The 15,910-nt window shown below is 56.0% G+C and carries 14 protein-coding genes; 5 read left to right on the forward strand and 9 right to left on the reverse strand.

Features of this window, described 5'->3' with window-relative positions; genetic code table 11:
- Window positions 1-7 precede the first annotated feature (7 nt).
- Window positions 8-946, reverse strand: a complete 939-nt coding sequence (locus AAZT04_RS11360; protein WP_048758758.1) for a carbohydrate ABC transporter permease — start codon at window positions 944-946, stop codon at window positions 8-10.
- Window positions 947-1,028: 82 nt separating this feature from the next.
- On the reverse strand, window positions 1,029-2,282 hold the full coding sequence (locus tag AAZT04_RS11365) for an ABC transporter substrate-binding protein (protein WP_262258925.1): 1,254 nt from the start codon (window positions 2,280-2,282) through the stop codon (window positions 1,029-1,031).
- 465 nt (window positions 2,283-2,747) lie between these two features.
- Between AAZT04_RS11365 and AAZT04_RS11370 the strand changes: the two genes are divergently transcribed.
- From AAZT04_RS11370 to AAZT04_RS11385, 4 genes are all read left to right on the forward strand, one after another.
- Complete coding sequence (locus tag AAZT04_RS11370; RefSeq protein ID WP_115058744.1) at window positions 2,748-4,409, forward strand: DUF4091 domain-containing protein; 1,662 nt, start codon at window positions 2,748-2,750, stop codon at window positions 4,407-4,409.
- Between the two features lie 168 nt (window positions 4,410-4,577).
- Window positions 4,578-6,299 carry an ornithine lipid synthase OlsF gene (olsF, locus tag AAZT04_RS11375; protein ID WP_129940657.1) on the forward strand — a complete coding sequence of 574 codons (1,722 nt, stop codon included), beginning with the start codon at window positions 4,578-4,580 and terminating at the stop codon, window positions 6,297-6,299.
- 99 nt (window positions 6,300-6,398) lie between these two features.
- On the forward strand, window positions 6,399-7,181 hold the full coding sequence (locus tag AAZT04_RS11380; protein ID WP_434680080.1) for an N-formylglutamate amidohydrolase: 783 nt from the start codon (window positions 6,399-6,401) through the stop codon (window positions 7,179-7,181).
- Window positions 7,182-7,254: 73 nt separating this feature from the next.
- The gene (locus AAZT04_RS11385; RefSeq protein WP_020827036.1) at window positions 7,255-7,968 is read left to right on the forward strand and encodes a flagellar brake protein; all 714 of its coding nucleotides are present in this window, start codon (window positions 7,255-7,257) and stop codon (window positions 7,966-7,968) included.
- Window positions 7,969-8,009: 41 nt separating this feature from the next.
- Here the strand turns inward: AAZT04_RS11385 and pdxY are convergent, their stop codons facing one another.
- From pdxY to AAZT04_RS11400, 3 genes are read right to left on the reverse strand one after another with little or no spacing between them, the layout of a single operon-like run.
- Window positions 8,010-8,849 (reverse strand): pyridoxal kinase, encoded by an 840-nt coding sequence (pdxY, locus tag AAZT04_RS11390; RefSeq protein WP_020827035.1) that lies wholly within the window; start codon window positions 8,847-8,849, stop codon window positions 8,010-8,012.
- A 3-nt stretch (window positions 8,850-8,852) separates the two neighbouring features.
- The gene (locus tag AAZT04_RS11395; RefSeq protein WP_142815146.1) at window positions 8,853-9,566 is read right to left on the reverse strand and encodes a glutamine amidotransferase; all 714 of its coding nucleotides are present in this window, start codon (window positions 9,564-9,566) and stop codon (window positions 8,853-8,855) included.
- Window positions 9,566-9,820 (reverse strand): hypothetical protein, encoded by a 255-nt coding sequence (locus AAZT04_RS11400; RefSeq protein WP_116690394.1) that lies wholly within the window; start codon window positions 9,818-9,820, stop codon window positions 9,566-9,568. The genes AAZT04_RS11395 and AAZT04_RS11400 overlap by 1 nt, the downstream gene beginning before the upstream one ends.
- 68 nt (window positions 9,821-9,888) lie before the next feature.
- Between AAZT04_RS11400 and AAZT04_RS11405 the strand changes: the two genes are divergently transcribed.
- Window positions 9,889-11,193, forward strand: a complete 1,305-nt coding sequence (locus tag AAZT04_RS11405) for an aminotransferase class I/II-fold pyridoxal phosphate-dependent enzyme (RefSeq protein WP_434680086.1) — start codon at window positions 9,889-9,891, stop codon at window positions 11,191-11,193.
- A gap of 1 nt (window position 11,194) precedes the next feature.
- On the opposite strand, the gene AAZT04_RS11410 is transcribed toward AAZT04_RS11405, so the two are convergent.
- From AAZT04_RS11410 to AAZT04_RS11425, 4 genes are all read right to left on the reverse strand, one after another.
- The gene (locus tag AAZT04_RS11410) at window positions 11,195-12,178 is read right to left on the reverse strand and encodes an MsnO8 family LLM class oxidoreductase (RefSeq protein WP_048758770.1); all 984 of its coding nucleotides are present in this window, start codon (window positions 12,176-12,178) and stop codon (window positions 11,195-11,197) included.
- A gap of 156 nt (window positions 12,179-12,334) precedes the next feature.
- The gene (pbpG, locus tag AAZT04_RS11415) at window positions 12,335-13,168 is read right to left on the reverse strand and encodes a D-alanyl-D-alanine endopeptidase (protein WP_122079452.1); all 834 of its coding nucleotides are present in this window, start codon (window positions 13,166-13,168) and stop codon (window positions 12,335-12,337) included.
- Between the two features lie 163 nt (window positions 13,169-13,331).
- Entirely contained in the window at window positions 13,332-14,246 is a 915-nt protein-coding gene (ppk2, locus tag AAZT04_RS11420) for a polyphosphate kinase 2 (RefSeq protein ID WP_434680090.1), read from the reverse strand.
- Between the two features lie 26 nt (window positions 14,247-14,272).
- On the reverse strand, window positions 14,273-15,883 hold the full coding sequence (locus tag AAZT04_RS11425) for an inorganic phosphate transporter (RefSeq protein WP_020827028.1): 1,611 nt from the start codon (window positions 15,881-15,883) through the stop codon (window positions 14,273-14,275).
- Between the last annotated feature and the right edge of the window lie 27 nt (window positions 15,884-15,910).

Here is a 15,910-nt window from a genome sequence, read left to right on the forward strand (position 1 = left end):
CGGCTCCTCAGCTCACTTTCAGGCGTTTGCCAATCATCATTTGAATCAGGGTGATCAGCAGGGTGACGGCGAACAGCACCACGGTGATGGCGGAGGCGTAACCTTTCTCCTGCAGGTAAAAGGCGTATTTGTAGAACAGGTTGGTGACGGTCATCACGTCGCTTTCCACCAGCGCGCGGTCAAACATCAAAAACACCACGTCAAAGATTTGCAGGATCTCGATAAAACTCATTACCGAAACGAAGAACAGCGTCGGGACCATCATCGGCAGGGTAATACAGAAGAAGCGACGCAGGGTGCTGATGCCATCGATGTCGGCGGCCTCATACAGCTGGCGTGGAATGCTCTGCAAACCGGCCAGTAAAATGATGATTTTCAGCGCCAGCGACGACCAGATAATGATGATAGAAACGCTGATGCGCACCACGTCCGGATCGGATAGCCAGGCCACCGGTGAAATACCCAGTTGGCCAATCGCCTGGTTAATCAGGCCGAAGTCCTTGTTGAACAGCCATTGCCACACCATCGCCACCGCGGCGGGCATGGTGACCGCCGGCAGGAACAGCAGGGTGCGCAACAGCGCCTTGCCACGGATATTTTGGTTGAGGCCAATGGCCAGCAGTAGCGACAGGCTCAGGCTGACCGGTACACACACCACCACATAGAACAGGGTGTTGCCGGCGGCGGTGTAGAAATCGTCGTCTTCAAACAGATTGACGTAGTTATCGACGCTGAGGGTGCTCCAGCGCATAAACTGATTGAGGTCGGTAAAGCTGTAAAAGATGTTCTGCAAAAAAGGGATGAAGTAAAACACCGTCAACCCAATCAACAGCGGTAAAATCATCACCCAACCCCAAAAACGCTCGGCGCGCTCCAGGCGGCTGAGCGCGGGACGTGGGGTGCTTTTTTGTTGTTTTAGGGCACCGTAGGTATCTGCCAGCGACATGTTGCCATTCCTCACCAGTAACGGCTTTGCGGTGTTCCGTTGCAGGCCGCGCCTTCGGGCAGGCGCAGCCGGCACGGGGCGATTACTGCTCCATGATGCGTTCGATCTTCTTGACCGACTTATCCATCTCCGGTTTGGCATCCGCGCCCATAAAGATTTTCTTCAGACTGGCTATCCACATGTTCTGCCATTTTGGCGTGTTGGTCCCGGCGGTCGGGTAGGCCTCGGTCACGTTGAGGGTGTCGATATAAGACGTAACATCGACCTTCTTGATTTCCGCCGCCCAGGCTTTCGCCGCCACTTTATTGGCCGGGATCACCACTTTCGCCAACTCGGTTTGCGAAGCTTCGGTGCTCATAAACTCGATGTATTTCCAGGCTTCTTGTTTGTGGGCGCTGTTGGCGGACATGGCGAACGCCAGGCTGTGCGCCACGCCGGATTGACGTTCGATTTTCGGCATCATTACCACGCCGATATGGTCGTTAATCAGCGGGTTGTTGGCGAACGGGGCCGCTAACCACGAGCCGGCATACACCATGGCCGCGCGGTTGGACTGGAAGATGTTCTCGGTTTTGACTTCGCTCATTTGCTGGGCGCTGGGCATCAGCCCGTCTTTCATCATTGACTGCAGCTGCTGATATACCCAGATGGACTTGTCGTTGGCGATGTCGGTCGGCTGGCCGTCTTTCGGGACGATGTGGTTGCCGTTCTGGAACAGCAGGTTCATGTAGCTGTCCTGGCCGTCGATGCTAAGGTCCATTACCAACGGGAAGGCACTGCCTTTCAAGCCGGTTTTCAAGGCTGCGGCTTTGGTTTTCAGGTCGTCCCAGTTCCAGTCGCTGGTGGGGTAGCTGACACCGGCCTGATCGAACAGCTTTTTGTTGTACCACACCGCAATAGAGTCCACGTCGCGCGGGATAGCCATCTGTTGGCCGTCATACTGATAGGCTTTTACCGAACTGGCGACCACGTCATTTAGCTTGACGCTGCTGCCGCTAATATAAGGTGTTAAAGGTTGCATAATGCCGTTTTTGGCATATTGAACAAAATAAGGCATATTTATCCAGAATATATCTGGTGCTACGCCGCCAGCTGCGGCGGAATCCAATTTAACGAAGTATTGTGCCGACGGCGTTAATTCTATGGCTATTTTAATGTTTGGGTTTTCTTTTTCAAATCGCTTGGCGATTTCCTGCTCGGCCGGTAATTGATTTCTGTCCCATACGGCATAACGCAAAGTTATTTGATCGGCGGCATATAACATGGTCGGCAATAATAATGCCGTCGCAATGGCAGAATGCGCCAGAAGACGGCCGGTATTTTTTATCGGTGACATTGCTTTCCCCTCGGTGGACGACGAATAAATATTTTCGTAACGTGAATTCTTTCTATCCCTTAACTTTCAATGTGTCAATACACCCCGATCTGCCCAAAAATGGGGCACTAATGTTTCGATGTTGTTAAGACTGAAAGGTTTGGGGCGTAAACCGAAAGCGTAAGTTGTTCACAATTCGTTAACCTTTTGCGGCGGTTTTGGCCCTGCCGTAGGGCAATGACTGGCCGCTGGGGTCATAGGAATAAGTGATAACCCTTGCACCAGAATGGGGATTAAAAACATTTTTATTGTGCATGTCTGGGTATCTTTCATTTTTGTGATGCAAATAAACAAAAAAATTGTATCGGCAGGCTTTGCCTCGACGTAAACGCCGTTTTTTGAATGACCACTATTGTTTGAATCGATAAAAGGGTTTAGCCTGAAAATGACTCATCGGTATTTCCCCATTAGAGCGAGATTATTGCTATGCGCCTTTCATTGACTTTTACTCACAGTCTGGAAAAGATATTTCACAGCCACAATGCACCACAGATTGATCAAATAAATAAGTTGAGTGGCCTGAGCAATGAAATGATTTCCTGGCAGGGGGTTTATTGCCTTCACCGGGCAGATAACGAAACTCGGCGTGAATTAAGCTACCGTCTTGAGGGATCACTGGCGGAGTATATCAGCGTGCGGCAGGTGCAATCGGTACCCAGCCACTTTCCCTGTTATGCCCAGACCGATGAGAACTATCTGCGTACCGAGCCGGGGTTATTTCCCGATCCGTTGATGCCGCTGGCCGAGCAGCGTTTCTTTGTCGCCAACAATTATTACGGCTGCCTTTGGCTGACCTATACACCGCCGTCGACGCCTGTGCCAGGCGGGGATTACCCGCTGAACCTGACCTTGTTTGATGTTATCAGCGGCGAAGCCTTGGCCAGCGCCGCCCTGACGCTGCATATCGTCCCGGTTGAACTGCCGCCGCAAACCCTGTTGCACACCGAATGGGTGCATACCGATTGTCTGGCGGATTATTACCGCGTGCCGGTGTTCAGTCCCGAATACTGGCTGGCGGTACGTAACTTTGTTCGCTGTGCGGTCAACAGTGGAGTCAACATGCTGCTGACGCCGATCTTCACGCCACCGCTGGATACCGCCGTCGGCGGCGAGCGCACCACGGTACAGTTGATTGGCGTACAGCGTTCCGCGCAGGGTTATCGGTTTGATTTCCAGCGGCTGGCCCAGTGGGTGGATATGGCGCAGGAAGAGGGGATTGAACATTTTGAGATTGCCCCGTTGTTCACCCAGTGGGGGGCGGCGCATGCGCCAAAAATTCTGGTGGAGATCGACGGCGCACTTTGCCCGCTATTCGGTTGGCACACTGACGCCCACGCGCAGGAGTATCAACAGTTTTTGCAGGCGCTGTTGCCGGCGTTGACCGCCTGGTTCCGCGATCGCCAGTTGCAACAGCAGGTCTGGTTCCATATCTCGGATGAGCCGACGCTGGAGAACATCGCCGTTTATCAGCGTGCCGTTGCCGCCTTGCGCCCGCTGCTGGCAGGATTTCGCACTTTTGACGCGCTGTCAGACTACGCGTTTTACCGGCAAGGCCTGGTGGAAACGCCAGTGGCCGCTACCGACCATATAGACGCTTTCCTTGAGCATCAGGTTCCGGGCCTGTGGGCCTATTACTGCTGCGTGCAAAAGACCGAGGTGGCCAACCGTTTCTTTGCTCAACCTTCGGCGCGTAATCGTATTCTGGGCATCCAGCTTTACCTGTACAACATCAGCGGTTTTCTGCACTGGGGGTTCAACTTCTATAACAGCGGCCATTCGCGAGAAAAACTTAACCCCTACGCGGTGACCGATTGCCGAAATGCGTTTCCTTCCGGCGACGCCTTTGTGGTTTACCCCGGCGAAAACCTGACGCCGGTGGAGTCGCTGCGGTTACGGGTGCTGCATCAGGGCTTGCAGGACATGCGTGCGCTGCAGCTGTTGGAAAGCCTGACGGATCGCAACACGGTAGAGGCATTGATTGAACAGGAACTGGGGATGCGTATCACTTTTAAACGTTATCCGCATCAGGCAGCACCGCTGCTGCGGCTGCGTGAAGCGGTGAATCAGCGGATCGAAGCGCTGATTTAATTGGCATAAAATGCGGCGAGGGGGCGACAAGCAGAGTGTCGCCACCAAGTTTTCAATAATTTGCTATACCTGATAGGTCGAGGGATTTCATTTTTTTGTCATGTTACTGACATGTTAGGGTCATAGCGCTGGCTTAATTTTGCAGCGACTAAGCCAGGAGATAACGCGATGTTTAGCTTGGACTCTCTGTTGCATGATGCATTTCCACACCGCAATACCCCTGCCTGGCAGCGTAGCCTGCTGAGAACTTTACTCTTCGAAAAAGAATTCAAACAGTTTGCCGCCGATTATCCCCATCTGAAAGGCCTGGATCTGATCGAGCAGGTGGTGGACTACTTCAACCTCAGTTGTGAACTGGTGGATGGCGATCTGGAAAATATCCCGAGCCAGGGACCGGTGGTGCTGGTGGCTAATCACCCGATAGGGTCACTTGACGGACTGGTGCTGCTGCGTGCGGTCGCGGCGGTGCGGCCGGATGTCAAAGTGGTGGCCAGCCAACTGCTGACCTACATCGAACCGCTGCGCAGCCTGTTCGTACCGGTGGACAACGTCGCCTATAAGACCAGCCGCAAGCAAATTGAAGGCATGCAGGCGCAATTGGACAAGCAGGGTGCGCTGATCCTGTTCCCCGCTGGCGAAGTGTCGCGCATGAGCCCGAAAGGCATTCGCGACGGGCATTGGCATACTGGTTTCTTGCGTCTGGCGGCCAAGGCGCGCGCACCGATTGTGCCGATCCACATCAGCGCCCGTAACAGCAATTTATTCTACTTCACCTCCCTGGTTTATCGACCTCTGTCCACGCTATTACTGGTGCGCGAAATGTTCCAGCAGCAGGGCGGGCGCATTAAAATCCGCGTGGGTGGCCGTATTCCCTTTGCCAACTGGCACGACGGCCATACCAGCGCGAAAGATCTGGCGGAGCGTTTCCGCCGTCACGTTTATCGCCTGGGGCAGGGTAAAGAAGGATTGTTTGCCAGCGAATCTCCGATCGCCTTGCCGGAAGACCGACTGGAACTGAAGAAAGCGTTGGCAAACTGTGAGCGGCTGGGGGTTACCCCGGACGGCAAAATCATCTTCCTGTATCGCCGTCAGGATGAAGCGCGTACGCCTATCCTGCGTGAGCTAGGACGCCTGCGCGAAATCGCTTTCCGTGCGGTGGGGGAAGGCTCCGGTCGCCGCCGCGATCTGGACAGCTACGACGACGACTATTACCACCTGGTGCTGTGGGACGCGGACGAGTTGGAAATTGTCGGCGCTTACCGTTTTATCCCAACCGCCGAGCAGTTGGAACGCAAGGGCCTGGAAGGCATTTACAGCAACAGCCTGTTCCATTATGACCGCGATATGGCACCTATTCTGGCGCAGGGCATTGAGCTGGGCCGCAGTTTCATTCAGCCGGCCTACTGGGGCAAACGCGGGCTGGATTATCTGTGGTTGGGCATTGGCGCCTACCTGGCGAAGTACCCGCAGTACCGCTATCTTTTTGGCCCGGTGTCTATATCCGGAGGCATGCCGGTAACGGCGCGCGATCTGCTGATCGCCTTCTACCGGCTGTATTTCTCGCCGGACAGCGCGCTGGCGCAGTCGCGGCAGCCGTATCCCGCCTCGTTACCTCAGGTGCTGGCGCAGTTTGCCGGCGATAACTATCAGGAAGATCTGGTGCGACTGAAAAGCCTGTTGAGCAATATCGGCTGTTCGATCCCCACGCTGTATAAACAATATACCGAGCTGTGTGAACCGGGCGGGGTGCAGTTCATCGATTTTGGCACCGATCCGGCCTTCAATAACTGTATTGATGGGCTGGTGCTGGTCGATCTCACTCGGCTTAAACCTGCGCGTTTCCAACGTTACATCGCAGTGCATCAGCCGCACGAGGCGTGCATAGAGTAATTGGCGTGGCGCTCATGCGTTTTTGATCTAATCCGAAGCTTGGCACCGGCGGGGGAAAATAGCCTAAGATAAGGCTTTGTTCCTCCGCCGGAGTTTTTCATGCCACAGCCGTTCGCCCCGTTTTTGTTGTCCGACGAAGATCCCGCCGCAGTCGCGATTGAAACGCCAAAAGGCCTCGCGCCCTTCTTATTGCTATGCGATCACGCCGGGCAGGCGATACCGCAGCAATTGGGCGATCTTGGGCTGCCGCCCGGCGAAATAGACCGTCATATTGGCTGGGACATCGGCGCACTGAACGTTTCACGTCACCTTAGTCGCCAGCTGGACGCTCCGCTGATTCATCAGCGCTATTCGCGTTTGGTTATTGACTGTAATCGGACACCCGGCATCCCCAGTTCCATACCAGAACTGTCCGAGTTGACGCCGATCCCCGGCAACGTGGGCATTGCGGCCGAACAGGCGCTGGCGCGCGAGCATGAGATTTTTCTGCCTTACCATCAGGCGATAACCGACAGCCTGGATGCGCGCCAGCGTAGCGGCTTGCCGACGGCGATCGTTGCCATGCACAGCTTTACGCCGGTGTTTAAAGGCAACGCGCGCCCGTGGCAGGTCGGACTGTTGTTCAACCGTCAGCCGGAGTTCGCGTTGTTGCTGGCTGAGCTGCTGCGTGAAGAAGGGGATTTGCAGGTGGGCATCAACGAGCCCTATGCCATGACCGACGCGACGGACTACACCCTGCCGGTGCATGCTGAGCGCCGGCAATTGCCCTATGTCGGTATCGAGATCCGCCAGGATCTGCTTGCCGATCAACAAGGTCAACAGGCCTGGGCAGAACGCTTCGCCAGACTGTTACCGCAAGCCTGGCATCGCTGGCAAATTTGACTTTAGGAATATTCCCAGTGATGATAACTGTAAGGAAAGTGTCAACGTCATTGGGAAGTGCCAGGAGCGTCAAGTGGAGCAGAATGATAACGGATTGTTTATCAAGCAGGAGCGCTTTGAAGTACTGGCGATTCTGCGTGAGATTTGTAAACAACGCACGCCGCTACGGGTCGTAAATGAGAAGCAGCAGTTTCAGAGTTTGTTATTGAGCGTCGGGCCGGACAACATCGTGTTTAGCGGCGATGAGGTGGATGCGACGGTTGATGGCGAATACACCATCGTGATTGAAAGCCATGATGCGAAGATCGAGTTCTCCGTAGGTCGGGCAGAATTCATCGAGCAGCAGGGCGTCAATGTCTGTTCAACCCAATTGCCGAAGCAGCTGGTTTACATCCAGCGCCGCCGTCAGTTCCGTGTCACTACCCCTCACTGGCGCCAGTTTTTGTGCAGTGGTGAATACGCCGATGGCAGTGAATATCAGCTGAGGATCCACGATCTGTCCGCCGGTGGTGTTGGGCTGCGCGTTGACGGTCCGTTACCGCCAAACCTACAGCCCGGCTTCCAGTTCAAAAAAGCGTTGTTGGATCTTGGCAGCTACGGCAGTTTCAAGGTCAATATGGAGCTGGTGGTGATCAACGACGATCATGAGCTGGATGACGACGACAACATGGTGCATTTTTCACGCCTGTCGTGCCGCTTTATGAAACTGGGTTTGGCCATGGAAAGAAAAATTCAGAGTGCAGTGTTTGCGTTTGAATTGGACTTCAACAAAAAGAAAAAACGCTAACCAAGACGCGAGGGGCAGCTGGCTGCCCCGTCACTCCCGGCCTATTTCAAGGCGCGCAGACTGCCAATTTCCTCCAGGCCGAAATGCTCCGCTTCCGCCAGAACATCACAAACTTCCCCCCCGGCGGTCACGATCGCCTCATCGAGACTTTTGCCATGCAGCAGATGGCTGACCAGCAACGCGGCAAACATATCCCCGGTGCCTTTGACCTTTGATTGAATTCTGGGGTGGGTATAGCTTTGCACTTCGTCGTGCTTGACCAGCAGTAACCCCAGTTGATCGTCGTTTTCCGCCACGCCCGGTGCGCTGGTCACCAACACCCACTCGGTGGTGTCATTGAGCAACGCCTGTGCGGCCTGCCGCGTCTGTTCCTGAGTGGTCAGAGGGTGACCGCAAAGCTGCTCCAGTTCGAAGCCGTTAGGGGTCAGGCCATTGGCCAATTGCAGGAAGGGGGAGCGGTAGCAATCGACAATGCGCTTATCGACATAAACCCCTTCGCCGTAATCGCCCATCACCGGATCGATATAAATCTTTATCTGCGGATTGATCGCGCGCACGCGCTGTAACCAGGTATCCAGAATATGGCATTGGTCGACATTGCCCAGATAACCGACAATCACCGCCCGGGTGCGATTCATCACGCCGCGGGCCAGCAAATCCGCCAGAAAACCGCCGAACCACTCGGCGGAGATTACGCCGCCGCTGGGCGTACCGTAATAAGGGGGGCAACCGAACAGCACGCTGGGTACCTGCAGCACTTCCAGCCCCTTTTTCAACAGCGTGCGGTAGGCTATCCCGTTGCCGACGCTGCCATACACCACCTGAGATTGAATACTGATGACATCAATCTGCGGCGGCTGTAATTGAGAAATTTGTTGCATCTATCACTTCCTTGGTTCGATTTTATCCAACCAGCGCGTAAATACCTGGCGGGCGCGTTGCTCCAATTCTGTGCCGTAACGCGCAGCCTGTTGGCGCAAAAGCTGCGGCACGATGCCGGCCAGCTCAAGTTCACAGGCATGTCCCACCAGCCACCGTTCCAGATCGCGGTGATCGGCTTCCAGATGGAACTGTAGCCCAAGGGCGAAATCCTGATACTCAAATGCCTGATTAGGGCAGATTTCGGTACCCGCCAGGCGGGTCGCGCCTTCAGGGATCATAAACATATCGCCGTGCCAGTGAAGCACCGGCGTGGATGCCAGTGGCGCCAGTACCGAGTCTTCATTGTCCGTTAAGGTTAAGGGAGCGTAACCGATCTCTTTCACGCCAAGCGAAACGACCTCGGCGCCCAGCGCCTGGGCAATCACCTGCGCGCCGAGACAGACACCGATCGTAGGCCGTTTTTGCTGGAGACGCTGGGTAACCAGTGCTAACTCATCGTTAAGAAACGCATAGTGTTGTTGGCCGGCGAAGTGTTGAGCGGCGCTGATTGGCCCGCCCAGCACCACCAGCAGGTCGGTATCCTCGTTAACGATGGTGCGGATGTCGTCACGGCCCGCGTCGAAATAATCAATCTGATAGCCACGCAATGACAGCAGTGAGCCCAGAATGCCGAGGTTTTCAAAATTTACATGTCGGATCGCGACAACTTTTTTCATTATTGTGGTACCTCTTGGCTATGAGGGTAAGGTTCCAGTTCCAGCGTATCGCCCAGGATGGTGATGCCGCCAATGCCGCTTTGATAAATTATCCGGCGCTCTTTGACCTGGCTGATACTCAACTGGTAGCCCTGATCGGCAGGGAACAGCGCCTGAGCCTGCTGAAGCTGATCGGCAGCCCATGGCGTGAACATCTGCAAGCGACCAAAGGCTTTCCCGCCCTGTTTAATATCCAGTACGTAATGTTTTTCCATCTTTACCCCTTAACTTTTCCGTTCGAAACAGGTAATCTATTTTGAACTAATACAAAAAGGTTTTATGTATGGGCTCATTGTATGCAAAAGGCGGCAGCGCTGTCCAGATTGCTGAACAGATCAGCACGCAGATAAAGCAGGGTGATCTGCAGCCGGGTGACCTGCTGCCGCCGGTGCGTCAATTGGCCGGCGAGTTGGGGGTCAACCCCAATACCGTCGCCAGCGCCTATGCCAAGCTGCGTGATGCCGGTTTGGTGGCTACCCGCGGGCGTGCCGGTACTCAGGTACTTGAGCAACCTTTAATGACGGTGCGCAATGTTCGGCAAGTGCCTGAGGGGATGGGGGATTTGGCGAGTGGTAATCTGGATGCCACGCTGCTGCCGGCTCTGTCGCTGGGCGCCGAAGACGTTTTCCCGCAGCAAACCGGATATGACGTCAGCGGGGATTTACCGGCGTTATGTCGGCTTGCCGGCGACTGGCTGGGCCAGCAGGGCGCAGAGTTGGGGGAACCGGCGGTGTTTTCCGGCGCGCTGGACGCTATCGAAAAGGCGTTGCGTATCCACGCGGCGCCGGGAGCCGCGGTGTGGGTGGAAGATCCCTGCTGGCCACCGTTACTGACGCTGTTGCGGCATCTGCGGCTGAAGCCTTTGCCGTTACCGGTTGATGAACAAGGGTGCCGCTTGCCGGAAAAAGAGGCCGCACCTCTGGGAGCCGCGGTGATCCTGACGCCTCGGGCACAGAACCCGACCGGCATGTCATTAAGCGCGGGCCGGGCCGCGAGTTGGCGGGAATTCCTGTCGCAAAACCCGGGCTGTCTGGCGATCGTCGATGACTTCTGGGGACCGCTGTCGCAGCGGCCGCTGCATTTGCCCTTTACCGCAGACAATGGCCTGTATGTGTTATCGCTGAGCAAGTTCCTCAGCCCAGATCTGCGTATTGCGCTGGCCTGCGGCAAGCCGCAGCTGCTGCAGACCATGCGGGCGGATCAATACATTCGCGAGCGCTGGGTCAGCCATATCCTGCAGCAGATTGCCGTTAAACTGTGGACGCAGGCCCAGCAAGAGGGGCTGTTTGCACGGGCGCAGCAAACTTATCAGCAGCGGCGTGACGATTTGTCCGAGCGGCTGCGCACATTGACCGGCGTGCCGGTATCGCCGGGAGAGGGAGTGCATATCTGGTTGCCGGTGCGTTCAGAAGCCGCCGCCAGCCAAATGATGGCGCAGCGTGGCTGGCTGGTGCAGAGCGGCGAGCCCTTCCGCCTGAAAAGCGGCCCGGCGATCCGCATCAGCCTGGCTAACCTTGAGCCGGCGCAGCTGGAAACGTTGGCTCAGGATCTGGCCGTCGCCATCGGTGCCGGCACCGTGGTTAACTGAATCAAACAGCATCACCCGCTAGCGCCAGCAATTGCAGAGAGGCGAGGCGGGCGGCAGGCTGGCTGATGGGGGTATCAATCACAAACTCTTCTACGCCGTACTGTTGGTGTAACTGATCCAGCTGTTGACGCACCTGCCGGGCGGTCCCCAGCAGTATGTGGCTTTCGCGCGGTTCGATACGGTAATCGGTAGCGCCGGCCTGTTGCACAAAGCTTTCCGCCTGCTCAAGACTGCCGACGGTCACGCTTTGCCCGCCGGTCACGTGGACACGATACTGCTGGATCCCGGCTGCCAGATCCTTGGCCTGGCTTTCGCTGTCGGCGACGATCGCTGCCACCGCCAACAGGGCTTTTCGGCCACCGCTTTGCTCACTGTAATGGGCCAGCGCCCGTCGGATATCCTCCGGGTTGCCATTGAGATGAGCGGCAAACACGAAGGCCCAGCCGTGTTCGGCGGCCAGTTGTGCGCTTTCGTTGCTGGCGCCCAGCAGAAAGCGTTGCGCCGGCTGAACCGGCTGTGGCGTTGCGCTCAGGCCGGGCTGTGCATCATCGTTCAGATAGGCATTTAGCTGCGCGAGCTGTTTAGGGAAGTCAGGCTTATTCTGCTGATCGTGCGCGGCCTGCAGCGCCTGAGTCGAGAGCGGTAGCCCGCCAGGCGCTTTTCCCACGCCCAAATCAACCCGGCCCGGTGCCAGCGTGGCCAGCAGATTGAAGTTTTCCGCCACCTTATAAGCGCTGTAATGCTGCAGCATGACGCCGCCGGAGCCGATACGGATCCGTGAGGTTTGTCCGAGCAAGTAAGCAATCAGCACTTCAGGGGAAGGGCAAGCCAGCTGCGGGGTATTGTGATGCTCCGCCAGCCAAAAACGGCGGTACCCCCAAACTTCCGCCTGCTGTACCAGATGCAGCGTGCGTTTGAGCGCCTCGGCGGCGCTTTCTCCTTCGGCAATCGGACTTTTTTCCAACACGCTCAGGGCATAAGCCATTTTCCTGTTCCTTTATCATCGATGATTGATGACAAATACCATGCAGAACACCAGCGGCGTAATATTGATTGGAGATAGGATATTCCATTGATAAAAAACGGATTTAGATATGCACGAGGTGGTAAAGGGGCGCGTGGTTGACGCGCCCGATTCACATCAGGACTCCAGCCAGGCCTTCAGGCGAATAGCGTCGCTGTAGTGGCCGTAGCGCTGCTTTGACCCGAGGAGGATGATCACCACCGGCTGCCCCTTGATCAGGGTTCGCATCACCAGACAGTGGCCGGCTTCGTTGGTGAAACCGGTCTTTTGCAGCTGGATTTTCCAGGCCGGATTGTTGATCAGCCCATTGGAACTGCGATAAACCAACTGGCCCCGACCAGGACGGACGATTTGTTGCTTGTCGGTGCTGAAACGGCGAATGGTCTGATAACGGTAGGCATGATTCACCATTTTCAGCAGATCCCTGGCGCTGGCAACGTTGCGCGGCGTCAGGCCGGTCGGATCGTAAAAGCGGGCGTGTTTCATGCCGAGGCTGCGTGCTTTCTGATTCATTTTCGCCACAAAGGCTTTTCGTCCCCCTGGATAGCCGCGGCTCAACGCGGCCGCCGCACGATTTTCCGATGACATCAGGGCGATGTGCAGCATATCGCGCCGGCTGAGAATGGAGCCCAGGGTTAGGCGAGAATGGGTCTTCTTGAGCAGATCGCGGTCGGCAGGAGTGACTTTTATCGGGTTGCCCAGCGGGCGTTTGCTGTCTAATACCACCATGGCGGTCATCAATTTGCTCAGCGAAGCTATCGGCAACACGCGGTTGGCTTGTTTCTGATACAGCGTTTTGCCGGTACGCTGATTGACCACCAATACCGAAGCAGAGTGAAGCGCCAGCGGTGCAGCAGCCTGCGCAGAGGGCTGAAACAACAGCAGCGTGAGAATCAAAATGACGCCGAAGCCTGAGGTGGAAAAGCGAAAAAGGGAATTCAATAAATGCATGGCAACCGTGACTACGTTCCTGACTGATGAAAAAATATCAGCAAGAGTCTGCACAGCAAATGTGGAGAAAATAAGGTGACCCTTCCGGATCTGAAAACTCAGCGGTGGCGTTCTGGCGTGAGGAGAAGGCAGGGAGGCGGCCAAGCGCCTCCCTGGCAGGGCATCAATACACTTCTGGCACGACCATATTATCCGGCACCGGGCTGCGACTGTAGTCCGGGCTGCGTTTGCGTGGTGGCAAGGTGATCACGTTGCCTTCGGCTTCTTCGTAGGGCACTTGCTTAAGCAGATGGCTGATACAGTTCAGCCGGGCCTTTTTCTTGTCGACACCCTGAACCACCCACCATGGCGCCTCAGGAATGTTAGTGCGCGCTAACATGACTTCTTTGGCCTCGGTGTAATCCTCCCAGCGGCGGCGGCTCTCCAAATCCATTGGGCTGAGCTTCCACTGCTTGAGCGGATCGTGAATGCGACTGAGGAAACGCAGTTCCTGCTCATCGTCGGTGATCGAGAACCAATACTTGACGATTTGAATGCCGCTGCGCGTCAGCATCTTTTCGAACTCCGGTACGCTGCGGAAAAACTCTTCGTATTCCTCGTCGTTGCAAAAGCCCATCACTTTTTCCACTCCGGCACGGTTGTACCAGCTGCGATCGAACAACACCATTTCGCCGGCGGCCGGCAGGTGGGCGATATAGCGCTGGAAGTACCACTGGGTACGTTCGCGATCGTTGGGGGCGGGCAGCGCGGCCACACGGCAGGTACGCGGGTTCAAACGTTGGGTGATGCGTTTGATCACACCGCCCTTGCCGGCGGCATCGCGGCCTTCAAAGATGATCACCAGACGGTGGCCGGTACGCATCACCCAGTCCTGCAGTTTGACCAATTCACCCTGCAGTCGCAGCAATTCGCGAAAATACTGTTTGCGCCAGGCTTTTTTCTGGTCGCTGTCCACCTCGGCGTCGTCAAAGCGCAGGTCGTCCAGTTCCATTTCCAGCTCTTCGTCATAGCTGTCGTAGAATTCCTGCAGCAGGCGATGGTTGAAGGTGTCGTCGTGATTAAATTCATGCATAGCCATAGTTGATTCTCCGTGTTAGCCCGGTTTTAAAAATGGGTGAAGATCCAGTAGAGCCCGGCGGAAAGCAGCACCGAGGCCGGCAACGTCAACACCCAGGCCATCAGCAGATTGCGTAGGGTGGACATTTGCAGGCCGGAGCGGTTGGCCGCCATGGTCCCGGCAATGCCGGATGAAAGAACGTGGGTGGTGGAAACCGGCAGGCCGAAGGCGTCCGCCGCCCCGATAGTGGTCATCGCCACCAGCTCGGCGCTGGCGCCCTGCGCATAGGTAAGGTGGCTTTTCCCGATTTTCTCTCCCACGGTGACCACGATGCGTCGCCAGCCGACCATGGTGCCCAGCCCAAGCGCTATCGCCACCACCACCTTGACCCAGAACGGAATAAAGCGGGTGGCGCTGTCCAGTTCGCCTTTCAGCGCGTCCAGATTGCGTTGCGAGTCAGCGGGGATCTGAAGTTGCTTTTCCGTCTTCAGGTGCTTAATGACCTCCGACGTCAGGTACATATCATTTCGGGTGTTGGATACCGCCTGCGCAGGGATTTTGTCGACCGAACCGTACTGGCGAATTTGATCGCCGATGGCGCCGGTCAGTTGGGCCAGGGCAGGCACCACCTCCGGCGTCAACTCGCTGGTGCGAACATAGCCGGTGAGGACTTCACGCGCAGGAACCTGGCTGACCGCTGGGAACTGTTGCAGCAGTTGGTTTTTTGTCACTTCCGCCAATGCCGCTACGCGGGGGATTTGCTCCGGCGGCATCGAACGGTTCAGCGCATAGGCAATCGGCATGGTACCGACCAGGATCAGCATGATCAGGCCCATGCCTTTTTGCCCGTCATTGGAGCCGTGAGCAAAGGAAACGCCGGTACAGGTGAGGATCAGCAGGCTGCGGATCCACAACGGCGGCGGCGAGTCATTTTTGGGGGCGGTATACAACTGACGGTTTTTAACAAAGACCTTCAGCGCCAGCAGCAGCAAGGCGGCAAATACGAAGCCGATCACCGGTGAAAGCAGCAGGGCATACCCCACTTTAATGGCTTGCCCCCAGTCGACGCCGCTGGTGCCGGTGCGGCCGTGGATCAGGGCATTAGCCACCCCTACGCCGATGATCGAGCCTATCAAGGTATGCGATGATGACGCAGGCAGCCCCAGCCACCAGGTGCCGAGGTTCCAGATAATCGCCGAGAACAGCAGGGCGTAGACCATGGCGAACCCGTTGCCGGTACCGGCCTGCAAGATCAGTTCAACCGGCAGCAGCGAAATGATGCCGAAGGCCACCACGCCGCTGGAGAGCAAAACGCCGAGAAAATTAAAGAACCCCGACCAAACCACGGCCACCATCGGCGACAAGGAATGGGTATAAATCACGGTGGCTACCGCATTGGCGGTATCGTGGAAACCATTAACGAATTCAAAGCCGAGCGCGATCAATAACGCCATTCCTAATAAAAGAAACGGAACGTAACTGGTATAAACCGCGCCGGCATCGCTGACGTCGTTAAATAGATTTACGCCAGCAAAAGCTATCCCCAGCACTAATAATAAAATAAAAAAAAGAACAGTGAGTCGACTGTTCTTTTGGTAGATTTTTGGCAGGCTTGACGCAGATGGCGCACCCGCTTGAACGGCGCTGTTATCGCTCATAAAGGACCTTCCCGATAGGCTTCATTA

The sequence above is a fragment of the Serratia sp. Je.1.23.a genome (assembly GCF_051129805.1).
GTDB classification, from domain to species: Bacteria; Pseudomonadota; Gammaproteobacteria; order Enterobacterales; family Enterobacteriaceae; genus Serratia; species Serratia liquefaciens.

Coding starts and splice junctions, on each gene's coding strand:
- ppk2 (WP_434680090.1), bottom strand. CDS start 14,246: ATGGCTATGCATGAATTTAATCACGACGACACCTTCAACCATCGCCTG.
- AAZT04_RS11400 (WP_116690394.1), bottom strand. CDS start 9,820: ATGGAAAAACATTACGTACTGGATATTAAACAGGGCGGGAAAGCCTTT.
- AAZT04_RS11365 (WP_262258925.1), bottom strand. CDS start 2,282: ATGTCACCGATAAAAAATACCGGCCGTCTTCTGGCGCATTCTGCCATT.
- pbpG (WP_122079452.1), bottom strand. CDS start 13,168: ATGCATTTATTGAATTCCCTTTTTCGCTTTTCCACCTCAGGCTTCGGC.
- AAZT04_RS11410 (WP_048758770.1), bottom strand. CDS start 12,178: ATGGCTTATGCCCTGAGCGTGTTGGAAAAAAGTCCGATTGCCGAAGGA.
- AAZT04_RS11360 (WP_048758758.1), bottom strand. CDS start 946: ATGTCGCTGGCAGATACCTACGGTGCCCTAAAACAACAAAAAAGCACC.
- AAZT04_RS11380 (WP_434680080.1), top strand. CDS start 6,399: ATGCCACAGCCGTTCGCCCCGTTTTTGTTGTCCGACGAAGATCCCGCC.
- AAZT04_RS11395 (WP_142815146.1), bottom strand. CDS start 9,566: ATGAAAAAAGTTGTCGCGATCCGACATGTAAATTTTGAAAACCTCGGC.
- pdxY (WP_020827035.1), bottom strand. CDS start 8,849: ATGCAACAAATTTCTCAATTACAGCCGCCGCAGATTGATGTCATCAGT.
- AAZT04_RS11370 (WP_115058744.1), top strand. CDS start 2,748: ATGCGCCTTTCATTGACTTTTACTCACAGTCTGGAAAAGATATTTCAC.
- olsF (WP_129940657.1), top strand. CDS start 4,578: ATGTTTAGCTTGGACTCTCTGTTGCATGATGCATTTCCACACCGCAAT.
- AAZT04_RS11405 (WP_434680086.1), top strand. CDS start 9,889: ATGGGCTCATTGTATGCAAAAGGCGGCAGCGCTGTCCAGATTGCTGAA.
- AAZT04_RS11425 (WP_020827028.1), bottom strand. CDS start 15,883: ATGAGCGATAACAGCGCCGTTCAAGCGGGTGCGCCATCTGCGTCAAGC.